This is a genomic window from Clostridium sp. AM22-11AC, assembly GCF_003473545.1.
In the GTDB taxonomy this organism is placed as follows: Bacteria; Bacillota; Clostridia; order Lachnospirales; family Lachnospiraceae; genus Enterocloster.
This window is the reverse complement of record NZ_QUCM01000016.1, coordinates 1-14,981: the sequence shown is the minus strand read 5'-3', so window position 1 is coordinate 14,981 and position 14,981 is coordinate 1. Positions and strand designations below refer to the sequence as shown.

The window sequence follows — 14,981 nt, the reverse complement described above, 5'->3', positions numbered from 1 at the left end:
TATACCAGAAAAACAGTTCCATTTCCACACTTTTACAGCCCCAAAAACCTCTCAAACACTACGCAGGCCCGGACTGCATCTTCCTCTTTTTCCATTTCACAGAAGATACGAAGTAACGGCTCTGTACCGGAAAATCTGGCGCTTACCCAGCCACCATTTTTAAAGTAGACCTTGCAGCCGTCCTGATAAGAAACACGGGATACCTCAAATGGCAGTTCCGGCAGTTTCTGCTCTTCTAACAGCACTTTCTGTATACGTGCCTTTTCCTCTGCTGTAAAACGGTAGCTGCGCTCTTCCATATGAGTCTCACCGTACTGGTCCTCAATATCCTTTACGATCTCAGAAAGGCTCTTACCGGTCACTGCGATCATTTCTACCAGAAGGCTTGCTGCATAGATACCGTCTTTTCCATGGATATGACCTTTTACAGTCAGGCCACCGGAAGACTCACCGCCAATAATGGCATCTGTCTCCTGCATCTTTGCAGAAATATACTTAAAGCCTACAGGCACTTCATAACACTTCTGGCCAAAGCTTTCAGCCACCTTGTCCAACATATGAGTGGTTGCCAGGTTTCGTACTGCATCGCCCCGCCAACCCTTATATTTCAGAAGATAATAATACAGCATAACTAAGATCTGGTTGGCGTGAAGATAATGTCCCTTATCGTCAATAACGCCTAACCTGTCTGCGTCACCGTCTGTCGCAATACCAATATCACAATAACGGTCCAGCACATAGTTCTGAAGGTTCTTAAGGGTATCTTGTGCCGGAGCCGGCATCTTACCTCCAAACAGTGTATCATGCTGGGCATTAATGGTTTCTACCGTACATCTTGCAACTGCCAGAATGGTGCTTAAAGCCGTCAGGCTGACACCATACATAGGGTCAACAGCTACTCTCAGATCGCGCTTTCTGATCGCATCTACATTGATCACAGATAAGATATTATCCAGATATTCATTCATTGGATTGATTTCTTCTACAATGCCCTGTTTTACCAGTTCTGTATAACTTGGCGGCGGCATCTGCCCGTCCTCTTCGTGACATGGTGTATACAGCTTTTCCGCCTCTAACAGCCATTTTTCAATGTCCTTTGTCTGAAGCTCATCTGCGTCTCTTCCGCCGTATGTAAACACCTTGATGCCATTGTAGATCGCCGGGTTATGGCTGGCAGTGACCATCATTCCATAGTCCAGCTCATGTTTCATCACATAAAACATTAACAACGGAGTCGGCGCGCTGCGGTTTACAAACTGTACGTGGATCCCCTCTTTTCCAAGAATCTGGCATGCCCAGATCACAGCCTCTTTGGAGAGGAAACGGCGGTCATAACCGATGACCACACTTTTTGTATCTTTATGTTCTGCCTTCATTTTCAGGCACATGGCTAAGGTCAGCTTCTGTATATTTTCCTTGGTAAACTCTTCTCCGATGATCGCACGCCAGCCGCCAGTTCCAAATTTTACCATTTGTGTGTTCCTCCCATCTTTTCAATATACATAGACTTACAAAGCCTGCGCCAGAGGCGCAGGCACTGTTTTCATGTTGCAGTATGAAACAAATTAAACGATCGATACCTTACCTTTACTTACCTTCAGGAAGATAAGCAGGGAAATAACTGTACTGACAGTAAGGATCGATGCCAGCGCTGCTGCTGTACCAAAGCTGTTTCTTACAACCTCTGTATAAATGGCTACAGAAATAGTACTGGTCTTGCCGCCGTAAAGCATAACGCTGGAAGACAGCTCATTGATACAGGTGATCCAGCTTAAAATCGCACCGGATAATACGCCAGGTGCCATTAATCTTGCTGTCACCTTGATAAATGTCTGCATAGGTGATACTCCAAGACTGATAGACGCTTCTTCTACGCTTGGATCCATCTGCTGTAAGAAAGCACTGCCGGAACGTACCGTATAAGGCAGTTTTCGTACAACAAAGGCAATGATCATGATCACTGCGGTTCCTGTAAGGATCACAGGTTCCTTGTTAAATGCCACGATCAGGCTGATACCAAGAACTGCGCCTGGAATTACGAATGGGAACATGATCAGCAGATCCATTAACTGTCCTGCAAAGCCCTTCTGGCGCACAACGATATAGGAGATCAGCATACCAATAATGATGATAAATATAATGGCAATGGTTGAAAATACAAAGGTATTGCGGATATTGGTCCACAGACGGTTAAAAATCGTAATATAGCTTCCCAGGCTGAAGCCTTTCTTAAATCCTGTAAAGTCGCTCTTGATAAAGCTGCTGACGATAACTACGATCTGAGGAAGGATACCGATAAATGTAACCAGCATAACCGGGAATGTTGCCAGGAAACGCTTTACTCCGTGAAGTTCCTCTTCCTTTGGCGGACGCATGGCAGTCATTACATAGTTCTTCTTTGTAACAAAATGCTTCTGCACCAGAAGGACTGTGGTAGAACAGAATACTACTACTACAGAAAGAGCACTTGCCAGGTGGGCATTTCCGCCGATCTCACTCATGTACTCATTATATACAAGAACAGGAAGTACCATATAACCTTCGCCGATGAGCATTGGAGTACCAAAGTCTGCCAGACTGGTCATAAATACCATAATGGCACCGGCTGCAATAGACGGAAGGACTACCGGCAGTGTAATGGTCCAAAGTCTGCGAAGCTTGTTGCTTCCCAGGTTCTCTGCAGCCTCTTCCAGACTGGAGTCGATGCTTCCCATAGCACCGGAGGTATACAGATAAACATAAGGGAACAGCTTAAAAGTAAATACCAGGATGATACCCAGTTTTCCGTAAATACTTGGAAGATGGATACCAAACTGGGAAAACATATTTGTCACCAGACCAGAACGTCCAAACAACATGATCCAGCTGTAGGCGCCGATAAATGGCGGGCTCATAAGGCTCATGATGATAAAAATATGGATGAACTGCTTGCCCCATACATTATAACGGGACATTACATAGGCAATGGGAACACCTACAACCAGTGTGGTGATCGTTGTTACCACAGATACAAAAATACTTCTTCCCAATGCGGAATAATAATATTTCTTTGTGAAAAATCGGATATAGTTCTCAAAGGTAAAGCCGTCCACCTTGGTTGAGAAAAAGCTTCGGGTGATCAGGGTACAGAAGGGATAGATCAGAAATACCAGCATAAATCCCACAACTGCCACTTTCACCCAGAACCAGAAGTCTAACTTCTTTCCGGAACCTACCATGAGATCACCTCCTGGGTCGCTGAATCATATACACCTACGGCGCGGATGTCAAAGTTTACCTTTACCTTTTGTCCGTCCGGGCGAAGTTCATGTACATCTTTTGTATACTCATTTAACTGTACGGTCTGTCCATTATCCAACAGGATCTCATATTCAATGAAGTCACCTAAGAAAGTGGAAATGATAATGGTTCCCGGCAGTCCCTCTTTATCGTCAAAGAACAGCTGCTCCGGTCTTGCGGAAATAATTCCCTTACCGGTAAATGGCTTCTTTAAGGTACAGGTAATAGAACACTCTCCCTTAATATCCAGCACTGCCTGATTTGGGTCATCTCCCTTAACATCACACTCTACAAAGTTGGAAACACCGATAAATCCGGCTACAAAGGTATTTTCCGGCTTTTTATAAATCTCTTCAGGAGTTCCCACCTGCATAATATTTCCTTCCTTCATAACAGCGATCCGGTCGGAAATAGCCAGTGCCTCTTCCTGGTCATGGGTTACATAGATGGTTGTAATTCCCAGACGGCGCTGCAGCTTCTTAATAACCGTTCTCATCTGCACACGCAGCTTTGCATCCAGGTTAGACAGTGGTTCGTCCATCAACAGAACTCCAGGTTCAATAACGAACGCTCTTGCTAAAGCTACTCGCTGCTGCTGTCCACCGGAAAGTTCATTTGGCTTTCTGTCCTTTAACTTGCCGATCTGCACCAGTTCCAGGGCTTCTTCTACCTTTCCAGGGATCTGATCCTTTGGACACTTTTTCGCTTTCAGGCCGTATGCTACGTTTTCAGCCACTGTCAGATGTGGGAAAATCGCATAGTTCTGGAAGACCATACCGATGTCTCTTTTATGAGCCTCCAGATTGTTGATCACCCGGTCATCAAAACAGATCTCTCCTCCGTCTACTGTATTAAATCCTGCGATCATACGCAGAAGGGTGGTTTTTCCGCATCCGGACGGCCCTAAAAGGGTAAAAAATTCTCCCTGTTTAATATCCAGGCTTACTCCGTTTAATGCTGTAAAATCACCGTATTTTTTCACGGCATTTTTAATGATCACTGCATGGCTCATATATCTGGTCCTCCTTTTTGTTCAATGTCCTCTCAAAATCTTTCTGCAACCGCTTTTCTGGAAGACACTCCCACTTTTTACATTCCTTATATATGCGAAAGACTGCCCGCCCGCCAGGGCCAGGCAGTCTTTCTATTATTTGTTTCCCGTTACTTTCATTTCAGAAAGATTAATCTACCATAATATCATTGAAGTGTTCAATAATGGACTCTTTTTCATTTGCAGCCCAGTCAAAGTCATAATCAACTAATACCAGGTCGCTCAGCTTTGCCAGTCCATCTGCAACGTCCATATCACTTCTTACAGGACGACGTCCCCAGTTCTCGCTCTGCTCTGTCTGGCACTCTTTAGAGGTAACGAAGTCGATGAACAGTTTTGCATTTTCTTCATTCGGGCATCCCTTAACAAGAGCTACACCATCCGGAACTGCACTGGTTCCATCCTTTGGATATACAAATCCAACAGAAGGATCATCCTTGTACTGAACAGCTGCTTTCTCAAGAGTAAGACCTACATAGAACTCACCGTCAGCTACCATCTTGTGGCACTTACCTGAAGAGTCAACGATCTTTCCATCCAGGTTGTCATACAGTTTCTTGATGAAATCCCATCCATCTTCCTTGCCGCCATGACCCAGGATCATAGTACATAACTGGGTGTAAGCAGAACCGGATTTAGATGGCAGGCAGTATGCAATTTTGCCCTTCCACTCAGGCTTTGTCAGATCTTCCCAGGTCTCCGGAATGGTCATTCCGTCTTTTTCGATCAGATCTTTATTGTAGAACAGTACCATTGGCAGTGGGCTTTCACCGATCCACTTGTCATCCGGGTCTTTGTACTCTTCTGCAATTACATCATCATTTGCACAAACATATGGTGCGAAGTAATCCTTAAATGCTGCCAGGGAGTCAGCACCGCCGCCCCAGAGTACATCAGCGATCGGGTTAGCAGACTCAGCTGCAATACGGTTGCACAGCTCGCCGGTTCCGGCTGCTACTACTTCTACCTTAACATTTGGATACTTCTCCATGAACAGGTTCACACCTGCATTTAACGGATCTGCATCATGAGGAGAATATACAACTACGGTACCGGAGTAATCTTCCGGAGCTTTCTCAGCAGTTGCCTCAGACTCTTTTGCTTCTTCTTTAGACTCTTCCTTAGCTTCTGCTGCTGTTGTTTCCTCTGCCTTGGTCTCTGCCGGTGCTGCGGTAGTAGCGGTGTTTCCGCCTCCACATGCGGTCATACTCAGTACCATCATGGCTGCCAGTGACGCTGCTGCAAATCTTTTTTTCATATACACCTCTCCTTTTCTATGTACCCTCCCGGTACATCGTTCCCGGTCTCACCGGGACTTAAATAAATTTTGCAGTCTGAAAACTGCTTCTCACGTTCTTTGGAGTTTTCGTTACAGATCATATAGCATGTACCGTAACTTTTCACTCCTGATGTTGTTATTATATAATTTTATTATGCATTTTTCCATTTGTTATTCTAACTTTTGTTGTGTTATTCTGAACTTTTGTATAATTTTTAAGTCGTATTTTATATTTATATGTGCATAGTACACATACACCAGCAATAAAACAGGACCGTCCTGTCATAAACGCAGCTAACTTCTTACTATTACTACGTCTATTTACAACGGTCCTGTTTTCATCTGTCGATTTTTTCTGTTACAATACTTCTACCTTAAATTACCCTGTTCTGCACAGACAGAGCACCTGTATTTTACCACTTATAATGCTTGATCAGCGCCTGGGTTCCCAGATCTCCCATGCCTTCCTCTTCCAGTTTTTTACAAATTCCAAGAACATCCTCTAACACATCTAATTTGGTTCCTCTTTCGGATGCTTCCTCATCTGCAAGGCTCATATCCTTGATAAAATGCTTTAAGAAGAAGCCCGGTGCATAGTCATCTTTTGCTGCCTTGGAAGCTACATTATTCATCTGGGCGCTTCCTGCAGCACCTGTGGAAATAGATTTAAGCATTACATCTACGTCCAGTCCTGCATTCTTTGCATAGACCATAGCCTCGCATGCGCCTGCTAAAGCACCTGCAATGGCGATCTGATTACACATCTTGGTGTGCTGTCCGTTTCCGGACTTTCCTTCGTAGTTGATAGCCTTTCCCATTGCCTCAAATACAGGCAGACAGGTATCAAAGTCCTCTTTATCACCGCCTACTAAAATAGTCAGTGTTCCCGCCTTTGCACCGCTGTCACCGCCGGTTACAGGGGCATCTAAGCCATGAAGTCCCCTATTCTTTGCCTCTTCATAGATCTGCTGGTCTAACTTCGGGCTTGTAGTGGTCATGTCGATCACATAAGTGCCTTTATCTGCATTTTCAAGGATACCATTTTCCCCGAAATATACTTCCTCTACATCCTTAGGATATCCAACAATGGTAATGACCACATCTCTGCCTTTAGAGCAGTCTGCCACTGTATCACACCATACAGCGCCCTCTGCGATCACATCCTCCACCTTTGACTTTGTTCTGGTATAAATAGAAACCTCATAACCAGCCTTCATCAGATTGCGCACCATGGATTTTCCCATAATGCCAACGCCAATAAATCCAATTTTCTTTAACATCTGTTTCTCCTTTCCTTCGTTACACAAAATGTCCTTTATGATTTCTTCTATACACGGTTCAAGCCCGGTATTTTCATATTGTTTATTGATCCCGCACTGATCCAGACGTTCTTTTGCAAAGTCCTTTTCATCAGCTAAGAACCTTCGGCACATTTCCGCATACTTGGGATTTTTCTGGGTATTTTCCCTGTCTAATGCCCGCTGTAAACGAATACGATCTTCCACATGGATATATAAAGGGACCATGACCTCTGCCCCATAATAACTGCAGAGCTTTTCATAAGACTCCAATGTTCCCATCATCAGATAACTGCCGGATCCCAGATCGATCTGCCCGTCATCTGCCGTAAAATAACTCCACGGCCCGTAAATGGTATCATAAGTGCGGCATTCGATCACTTTACCTGCATCTTTCATAGTTTGAAGCTGCTTTTCATCGGTAAAAATGTATTCCACCCCATTGGTTTCCCCATCACGGATGGGCCTGGTGGTGTACATGCGGACTGTTCCAAGTTCTGGCAGTTCCTTTACCAGACGTTTGTAAATGGTGTCCTTACCTGAGGCACTTTTTCCCATTACATAATAAATCTTTCCCATTATGTTTCCATCTTTCTCTTTCTTTTTAAACGGACCTGCCACCTGATAATGCCATTACCTGTATGGTGACAAGGTCTGTATCTTCCAGTCCCTGGACCGGCAGATCTTTTTCTATATAATCCTGTAATGTTTTCAGTATTTCTTCTGTGATCTGCTCTCCCGGCGCTAACAGCGGGATACCCGGCGGATAAATATAGGCAAATTCCCCGCAGATGCGGCCGCAGCTTTCTTTTAAAGGCACTGCTTCCTTTTCCCCGTCCATTGCTTTAAAAACAGGCATCACCTGCTTTGCATGACGGCTGTAAACATTTTCATCAGGATCATCATTGCAGATATTTCCATTTTTTTCCAGTTCTTTGTCAATTTCAAGTAATGCCTTTTTCAGACGTTTCAGCCCCTTTTTGCTGTCTCCAATGGCTGCAATGGCTGTTACATAATCAGCACCGCACATTTCCATTTCCAGATGATATTTTTCCCTTAAGATCTGGGAAAGCATTTCTCCGGTAAGCCCGCTACCTCTTACTGAGACAACGATCTTGGAAATATCCACATCAAAAATCCCTGCTGTTCCCCTCAGGTCCCGTTCTACCAGGCGCAGGGGCTTCATTTTTCCCAGTTTTTTTCGTATCTTAAGCAAAGCAGCTTCAAATTCAGCCACTTTACCTTCTTTTCTATACTGATCCATGAGAAAAATGCTGTTCTCAATGGACGCCATAAGCACATAAGAAGGACTGCTGCTCTGATAGATCTGCAGATAACGCTCTACCTTTTTCACATCCAGATAGCAGCCACCATCCGGCCTGTTATTTTTCACATGGAGCAGCGCTGTCTGGGTAAGACTTGGCAGTGTTTTATGCACACTCTGGATCACCGCATCTGCTCCCAGTTCAAGGGCTGACTTTGGAAACGCATCTCCATAAGCAAAATGAGCGCCATGAGCCTCATCTACGATCAGGGGAAGACCCGCTTTATGGACGATTTCTGCAATTGCCTTCACATCAGAAACGATCCCGTCATACGTAGGCGAAACCATCAGTACTGCCTGGATATCAGGATCCTTTTTTAATGCGTTTTCCACATCTTCCGGTAAAATTCCGCCCTGTATCCCCAATCCAGGAACCGACTGTGGATAAACATAAACTGCTTCCAGATGGTTTAAATAGATCCCATGATACACCGCCTTATGGCAGTTCCGGCTGACTAATATCTTTCCCCTGTGGGGAACGGCTGCGCTGATGGCCGACAGCAGCCCGCAGGTGCTTCCATTTACAAGATACCATGTGTGGTCCGAACCGTAAAGGCTGGATGCCCATTTCATGGACTCTTTTAAAATTCCTTCTGGATGATGGAGATTGTCAAAACCATCAATTTCTGTTATATCCACAGAAAATGGATCTGGAAAGGACAGTTTTATACCTTCTGCCCGCTTATGTCCCGGCATATGAAAGGGATACATATCCAATCTCCGGTACTTTTTTAAACGTTCAATGAGAAGTTCCTCTTTTTTCACCTTTTTCTGCTCCCGGTTCCCGCGTAAAGCCCTTTTTCATTTTGCAGCTGCAAAAGGCGGATCACTGTAGCACGCAGCTGACGGCGGTTTCTCACCTGGATGAATTTATCCGGATACTGTGCTCCCACCCGTTTATAATCTTCCTTCTTTTCCCGGCTGCGTCCATTTTTCAGGATCCATAAGATAAATTCTTTATCCATCTTTTCTATACAGCCATCTGCCATGCTTTTTCTGGTATGGCCTTTGTATCTGTAATAACGGCGCAGCGCCTGCCACAGACAGATCCATCTTGGATAATCCATAAAAATGATCAGGTCTGCTTCTTTCATCCGCCTTTTCTGACAGAATTTTTCGTAATTTCCGTCAATGACCCAGCCACGCTCTTTATTTTCCTCTAAAAACTGCTCACAAAGCCGGTTCCCTTCTGCTTCCTTTCGCTCCTTCCAGCCTGCTTCAAACTGAAGTTTGTCCAAATGGAGCACCGGACAGCCAAGGATCTTGCCCAGTTTTGCTGCCAGCACCGATTTACCGGAGCCGGTATATCCGATCACTGCAATTTTCATTTTTTCCTTCCCCGAATGTTAAAGCACTATTGAAAAAATCCCCTGCAAGGGCCTTATACCTGTTATAAAGTCTCTGCAGGGGATTGGCTGCCTAAAACAGCTTATTTATTATTTTGTTGCAGTTCTTGTTTTCATGAATATGGAAACAAGAAGATGTCATGGCTGAACTGTAACATTATTTTTCTCTTGTTTCAGTCATTTTCTTAACATCTGCGATAAATGTGCTAAGATCAGCAACACCAAGGTCGCCCTTGTCACGGCTTCTTACAGTGATCTTGCCTTCTGCTGCTTCCTTCTCACCTAATACCAGCATGAACGGAACTTTCTCTAACTGAGCCTGACGGATCTTGTATCCAACCTTCTCATCCTTACGGTCTAACTCTGTACGGATACCGGCTGCTTTTAACTGATCATACACACCCTGGGCATATTCCATGGACTTTTCTGATACAGGAATAACCTTAACCTGAACAGGAGCCAGCCATACTGGGAACTTGCCAGCGAAATGCTCGATCAGGATACCGATGAAACGCTCAATAGAACCGAAGCATACACGGTGGATCATAATAGGACGCTTCTTAGTACCATCTTCTGCTACATACTCAGCCTCAAAACGCTGTGGAAGCTGGAAGTCAAGCTGAATGGTACCACACTGCCAGGTACGTCCGATAGAGTCTCTTAAGTGGAAGTCGATCTTAGGTCCGTAGAATGCGCCGTCGCCTTCATTTACAATGTACTTTAAGCCCATTTCATCCAGTGCATTTCTCAGGCCGTTTGTTGCCATCTCCCAATCTTCATCAGATCCCATGGAATCTTCCGGTCTGGTAGAAAGCTCTACGAAATAATCAAATCCAAACTGAGAGTAAACTTCATTGATCAGTCTTGTAACGCCCTTGATCTCGTCAGTGATCTGATCCTGGGTCATGAAGATATGTGCATCATCCTGGGTGAAGCAGCGTACACGCATCAGACCGTGAAGCTGTCCGCTCTTCTCATGACGATGTACCAGACCTAACTCACCAACTCTTAATGGCAGATCGCGGTAGGAACGAGGCTGGGACTTGTATACCAGCATACCGCCTGGACAGTTCATTGGCTTAATAGCATAGTCTTCGTCATCAATAACGGTTGTATACATGTTCTCTTTGTAATGATCCCAGTGACCGGAGGTCTCCCACAGCTTACGGCTTAAGATAACAGGAGTAGAAACTTCCTGATAGCCTTCTCTTAAGTGGATCTCACGCCAGTAGTCGATCAGGGTATTCTTTAAGGTCATGCCCTTTGGAAGGAAGAATGGGAAACCAGGTCCTTCTTCTGCAAACATGAACAGTCCTAATTCCTTGCCTAATTTTCTGTGGTCACGCTTCTTAGCCTCTTCCATCATGGTTAAGTAAGCTTCCAGGTCTTCTTTCTTTGCAAATGCAGTACCATAAATTCTGGTCAGCATCTTGTTCTTCTCGCTGCCTCTCCAGTAAGCACCTGCAATGCTGGTCAGCTTAAATGCCTTGATGCCCTTTGTATACAGGATATGTGGTCCTGCGCACAGGTCTACGAAATCACCCTGCTGATAGAAGCTGATTGTCTCGCCTTCTGGAAGGTCTTCGATCAGCTCTACCTTGTAAGGCTCGCCCTTTTCCTGCATAAATTTAATTGCTTCGTCTCTAGGCAGAACGAATGGCTTTAATGCCAGGTTCTCCTTAACGATCTTCTTCATCTCAGCCTCTAACTTTTCCAGATCATCCGGGGTAAATCCGCCTTCTCTGTCAAAGTCATAGTAAAATCCGTCATCAATAGCCGGTCCGATTGCCAGCTTAGTCTCTGGATACAGTCTCTTTACTGCCTGTGCCAGTACATGGGAAGCAGTGTGGCGGATGGCTCTTAATTCGTCTTTTGCTTCTTCAACACTTCCGTCTGGTAAAATAATCTTCATGGTAAACTCCTTTCGCTTTAAAACGCGTTTTTAGATCTTTTGGATATGTCCTATAAGATTTTCAGGTATTAAAAAACCCCTGGACACATCTCTATGTCCAAGGGTGCATATACACGGTTCCACCTTGATTTTCACTCATTCATCCCTTAACGCGGGGTACGGTATCATTTCCCTTGTTCAAGTTCCCTGATACGGCTCAGGACTGGTCTTCATCTGTCTCCCACATGCGCCTTTCCACCAACCGGCTGCTCTCTGTCTGCTTTCATCAGATTACTGGTTCCTTCAATGCCTTTTGCATTTCTGCTAACCTTGATTATAACATTTAAGCCATTTTTGTCAAGATACAATCAATCCTCTTATTCCCTTTCCGCTGTATTTCTGATAAGATATACTCTGATTTATCATTTCTCCACTTTCCGAGAACAACAACCGTAATCCATAAAAGAGATTATAAAGGAGGAAGACAACCTATGAAGATCGTTATCATAGATGGCCAGGGCGGCCGAATGGGAAAAGCTGTGATCGAACAGTTAAAAAGCAGCTATCCCGAACTTGAACTTTACGCCATTGGCACCAACAGCATTGCAACCTCTGCCATGTTAAAAGCCGGTGCCTCTTATGGAGCCACCGGCGAAAATCCTGTGATCGTCAATGCCAGAAACGCAGACCTGATCATCGGGCCTATTGGTATTGTTATGGCAGACTCCCTGATGGGGGAGATCACCGCTGCTATGGCAACCGCTGTAAGCTCCAGCAGCGCCTACAAAATACTTATCCCCGTAAATCGCTGCAACCACTTTATCGCAGGCTGTCAGGGTGGCAGTTTAAGCGACTATATCCGCCAGGTCTGTGAAGAAGTGGGCAGACATTTATCCATTTAAACATCTAAAAGAAAGAAGGCTTGACCTTATCATGAGAACCGTTGAATTTAAAATGGAACGTCCCGGTCTTGTAAGCGCCGGTGACAAAGTAAAGATCATCGAACGGGAAGGAACCAGCAGCTACAGCTATATCATTGACCCGGCTGTAGCCATGTCCGGCTGCTTCGCCGCCAGAGACCGCATTAAATCCGAATATGGCATTGTAAAAGATGTCCGTGAAAATTCACGGGGATTTTACGTTGTAGTTGATTTTGATGAGGAAGATGTTCATTAAATTTTCTCCAAACTTGCTTCCAGTGCTTTTTATGATAACGGCACGATCTTAATTTCTTCTGCTGTTGTTTCAGCAGCCGTTGTCGCCGGTGCAATAGGCGCGGTCGCTACCGTAGTCTCTTCTACTCGTTTTCCAGGTGCATCTGTTCCGATCACAACTTCTGTTGGATTTACGGACGGATGCACCTTTCCTGTCTCTACAGGTGACACCGAACTATGTGTCGGCGTTACAGGAACGATTTTTTCTGCAGTTGTTGTAGTAGTTTCTTCTACGCTGGTCCCTGTTTCCTCTTCTTTGATCTCTTCCACTGTTTCAACTCTCGTTTTTGCCGAAACATCCAGGGAAACCGGTAAACTCCAAAGTACACTTGTGATCCCACCAGTTCTGCTCCAGTTGCAGTCATGCCAATAACCGATCATCTTCCCATCCTGAAGTGCCAGGATCTCGATCATATCATTTCCTGTAACTTTCTTTCCCGTTCTTTCCGAAGTGTCTTTTACTGCATAAATAGTACCATCCTGCTTTACATTGACCACTACACCATACGCATTTTCCCAGATCTTCGGATGATACTCTCCATATATTTCTCCCTGGCTTTCAAAATAGTAGAGATTAAAAACAGCTCCTGGAAAAATACCGCTGACTACCTTTTTCTCTTTCCCATTCAGATCCGTTTTATAAATACGGCTGTACCATTTTCCATCTGCAGTCTTTTCCACATAAGCGCTGAAAAAAATGGAATTATCCACAATGCAGTAACTTTGTACACCATAATCTGCTTTTGCAATAGTTTTGCTTCCAGAAGAACTCCGCCTTACAAGCTGCATCTGTGATCCTGTTCCCTGAAGTTCGTAAGAACTGTCATCTGCAGCAATCGGATTTTTCTTTACATAACTGATCTTACCATTTTCATCAACCTTGTATACACGATCTTCTACGGTAATACCTGCGCTTCCAGCAGATGTTACCGGCTTTCCAAGTGCATTTACAAGATAACATGCATCTCCTTCGATTTTTACCTGATATCCACCTTCAGAAAGTTCTGTCTCCGTACCGGAAGTGGTTGTATGGATCTTCCCCTCCTGGGCATAATAAATAGTTTCATCCAATACAAGATATCCGTCTACATTTTCAGCAATGATCTCTTTTGTATTCTGTCCCGGTATCATACGAACCAGCACATCACACCGTTCCTTCTCCTCTTCTGAAAGAGAAGATCGTTTGCTTTCTGCCACCTTCGGGAGATAATACACATAGTCTCCATAAGCTCTTAAAGAGTTTTTCGTGGCTTTCTCCGGGTTCTTTTCATTGCCAAGTGGTTTTACCTTATTGTCTACCGTTTTCTTATACAGAATGGTCTTAAAAAGTCCTGTATCTTCACTGTCCAGATAGCACCAGAAAGCATTGGTCCTGATAAAACTGTCCAGGTCTTCCCCTGTATCTTCCGGTACATAGTTGGGATCCGGCTCAATATTTTTCAGGTATCCTTTTACATCATGGCAGGTAAAGATCTGGCCATCTCCTTTCCACTGACCAGTTGCCATGATCCCCTTGTCATCAAAATGATACAAAAATCCTTTTATTTCCAGCCACTGATCCACGGCATAGGTCTTTTCATCGATCTTATACTTCCAGCCGTCCTCTGTTTCCTCCCAGCCCAGCTGATCCGTTTCTTTTGTCTCAGCTGCCGATATTTCCAGTGTCTGTTTTTCACTTGCCCTGGTCATATCCAATTTTTCATAATCTGAATGGATCTTTCCAAAAACGATCACTATAACACTGATGGCCATGATCATAAAAATAATGGCCACGATCAGCAACAGCGCTGTTTTTAAACCAGAGTCCTTCTTTCTTCTTCTCATCTCATTCCATCCTCTTATTCATAATAACTTCGTGATATGATAAAATAAATAAAACGAAAAAAGCGGAAAATCTCAATTTCTAAGATTTTCCGCCACTTTTCAAAGATGAGCGTGCGGGGATTCGAACCCCGGACAACTTGATTAAAAGTCAAGTGCTCTACCGACTGAGCTACACGCCCTTATTAAATTACTTAAATGCCCAAAGTCGGAATCGAACCAACGACACGAGGATTTTCAGTCCTCTGCTCTACCAACTGAGCTATCTGGGCTTTTTCCTTATGCCTAAGGCATAAAAATTGCGGGGGCAGGATTTGAACCTACGACCTTCGGGTTATGAGCCCGACGAGCTTCCAGACTGCTCCACCCCGCGTTACCTAAATTATTATAAATACTTACGTTTCATTTGTCAATAAGTATTTAACTGGGCGAAGGTGGATTCGAACCACCGAAGGCAGTGCCAGCAGATTTACAGTCT

General features: G+C 44.4%; 12 protein-coding genes, 3 tRNA genes and 1 pseudogene. 2 read left to right on the top strand and 14 right to left on the bottom strand.

Features of this window, described 5'->3' with window-relative positions; translation table 11 throughout:
- Positions 1–32 precede the first annotated feature (32 nt).
- The 10 genes and pseudogenes from DW251_RS12700 to DW251_RS17990 all read right to left on the bottom strand — a co-directional run bounded on the left by DW251_RS12700 (position 33) and on the right by DW251_RS17990 (position 11,836).
- Complete coding sequence (locus tag DW251_RS12700) at positions 33–1,472, bottom strand: phosphoglucomutase/phosphomannomutase family protein (RefSeq protein WP_118301349.1); 1,440 nt, start codon at positions 1,470–1,472, stop codon at positions 33–35.
- A 93-nt stretch (positions 1,473–1,565) separates the two neighbouring features.
- Complete coding sequence (locus tag DW251_RS12695; protein WP_118301348.1) at positions 1,566–3,218, bottom strand: iron ABC transporter permease; 1,653 nt, start codon at positions 3,216–3,218, stop codon at positions 1,566–1,568.
- A complete protein-coding gene (locus DW251_RS12690) occupies positions 3,212–4,291 on the bottom strand; it encodes an ABC transporter ATP-binding protein (protein WP_118301347.1) in 1,080 nt (359 codons plus the stop codon). The genes DW251_RS12695 and DW251_RS12690 overlap by 7 nt, the downstream gene beginning before the upstream one ends.
- Positions 4,292–4,460: 169 nt before the next feature.
- Positions 4,461–5,588, bottom strand: coding sequence for an ABC transporter substrate-binding protein (locus DW251_RS12685; protein WP_118301346.1), 1,128 nt, complete (start codon positions 5,586–5,588; stop codon positions 4,461–4,463).
- Positions 5,589–6,022: 434 nt separating this feature from the next.
- Positions 6,023–6,889 carry an NAD(P)-dependent oxidoreductase gene (locus tag DW251_RS18095; protein WP_207663360.1) on the bottom strand — a complete coding sequence of 289 codons (867 nt, stop codon included), beginning with the start codon at positions 6,887–6,889 and terminating at the stop codon, positions 6,023–6,025.
- A gap of 375 nt (positions 6,890–7,264) precedes the next feature.
- Positions 7,265–7,486, bottom strand: a pseudogene (locus DW251_RS18355) (guanylate kinase); the annotation flags it as partial.
- A 25-nt stretch (positions 7,487–7,511) separates the two neighbouring features.
- Entirely contained in the window at positions 7,512–8,996 is a 1,485-nt protein-coding gene (locus DW251_RS12675; RefSeq protein ID WP_118301344.1) for an aminotransferase class I/II-fold pyridoxal phosphate-dependent enzyme, read from the bottom strand.
- Positions 8,993–9,559, bottom strand: a complete 567-nt coding sequence (locus DW251_RS12670) for a hypothetical protein (protein WP_021869646.1) — start codon at positions 9,557–9,559, stop codon at positions 8,993–8,995. The genes DW251_RS12675 and DW251_RS12670 overlap by 4 nt, the downstream gene beginning before the upstream one ends.
- Before the next feature lie 175 nt (positions 9,560–9,734).
- On the bottom strand, positions 9,735–11,489 hold the full coding sequence (gene thrS / locus DW251_RS12665) for a threonine--tRNA ligase (RefSeq protein ID WP_021869645.1): 1,755 nt from the start codon (positions 11,487–11,489) through the stop codon (positions 9,735–9,737).
- A 209-nt stretch (positions 11,490–11,698) separates the two neighbouring features.
- Positions 11,699–11,836 carry a hypothetical protein gene (locus DW251_RS17990; protein ID WP_182433620.1) on the bottom strand — a complete coding sequence of 46 codons (138 nt, stop codon included), beginning with the start codon at positions 11,834–11,836 and terminating at the stop codon, positions 11,699–11,701.
- 123 nt (positions 11,837–11,959) lie between these two features.
- Between DW251_RS17990 and DW251_RS12660 the strand changes: the two genes are divergently transcribed.
- Both DW251_RS12660 and DW251_RS12655 read left to right on the top strand, forming a co-directional pair.
- Positions 11,960–12,370 carry a DUF3842 family protein gene (locus DW251_RS12660; RefSeq protein ID WP_118301343.1) on the top strand — a complete coding sequence of 137 codons (411 nt, stop codon included), beginning with the start codon at positions 11,960–11,962 and terminating at the stop codon, positions 12,368–12,370.
- A 31-nt stretch (positions 12,371–12,401) separates the two neighbouring features.
- Positions 12,402–12,644 (top strand): hypothetical protein, encoded by a 243-nt coding sequence (locus tag DW251_RS12655; protein WP_118301342.1) that lies wholly within the window; start codon positions 12,402–12,404, stop codon positions 12,642–12,644.
- Positions 12,645–12,673: 29 nt separating this feature from the next.
- On the opposite strand, the gene DW251_RS12650 is transcribed toward DW251_RS12655, so the two are convergent.
- The 4 genes from DW251_RS12650 to DW251_RS12635 all read right to left on the bottom strand — a co-directional run bounded on the left by DW251_RS12650 (position 12,674) and on the right by DW251_RS12635 (position 14,876).
- Positions 12,674–14,506, bottom strand: a complete 1,833-nt coding sequence (locus DW251_RS12650) for a DUF5050 domain-containing protein (protein WP_118301341.1) — start codon at positions 14,504–14,506, stop codon at positions 12,674–12,676.
- 106 nt (positions 14,507–14,612) lie between these two features.
- Positions 14,613–14,685, bottom strand: a tRNA-Lys gene (locus DW251_RS12645).
- Positions 14,686–14,702: 17 nt separating this feature from the next.
- Positions 14,703–14,775 (bottom strand) — tRNA-Phe (locus tag DW251_RS12640).
- 27 nt (positions 14,776–14,802) lie between these two features.
- A tRNA-Met gene (locus DW251_RS12635) sits at positions 14,803–14,876 on the bottom strand.
- Positions 14,877–14,981: the final 105 nt, after the last annotated feature.

What these genes read in the sequence shown, in the direction of transcription:
- DW251_RS12655 (WP_118301342.1), top strand. Translation starts at nt 12,402, where the DNA reads ATGAGAACCGTTGAATTTAAAATGGAACGTCCCGGTCTTGTAAGCGCC.
- DW251_RS18095 (WP_207663360.1), bottom strand. Translation starts at nt 6,889, where the DNA reads ATGTTAAAGAAAATTGGATTTATTGGCGTTGGCATTATGGGAAAATCC.
- DW251_RS12700 (WP_118301349.1), bottom strand. Translation starts at nt 1,472, where the DNA reads ATGGTAAAATTTGGAACTGGCGGCTGGCGTGCGATCATCGGAGAAGAG.
- DW251_RS12690 (WP_118301347.1), bottom strand. Translation starts at nt 4,291, where the DNA reads ATGAGCCATGCAGTGATCATTAAAAATGCCGTGAAAAAATACGGTGAT.
- DW251_RS12695 (WP_118301348.1), bottom strand. Translation starts at nt 3,218, where the DNA reads ATGGTAGGTTCCGGAAAGAAGTTAGACTTCTGGTTCTGGGTGAAAGTG.
- DW251_RS12685 (WP_118301346.1), bottom strand. Translation starts at nt 5,588, where the DNA reads ATGAAAAAAAGATTTGCAGCAGCGTCACTGGCAGCCATGATGGTACTG.
- DW251_RS12660 (WP_118301343.1), top strand. Translation starts at nt 11,960, where the DNA reads ATGAAGATCGTTATCATAGATGGCCAGGGCGGCCGAATGGGAAAAGCT.
- DW251_RS12650 (WP_118301341.1), bottom strand. Translation starts at nt 14,506, where the DNA reads ATGAGAAGAAGAAAGAAGGACTCTGGTTTAAAAACAGCGCTGTTGCTG.
- DW251_RS12670 (WP_021869646.1), bottom strand. Translation starts at nt 9,559, where the DNA reads ATGAAAATTGCAGTGATCGGATATACCGGCTCCGGTAAATCGGTGCTG.
- thrS (WP_021869645.1), bottom strand. Translation starts at nt 11,489, where the DNA reads ATGAAGATTATTTTACCAGACGGAAGTGTTGAAGAAGCAAAAGACGAA.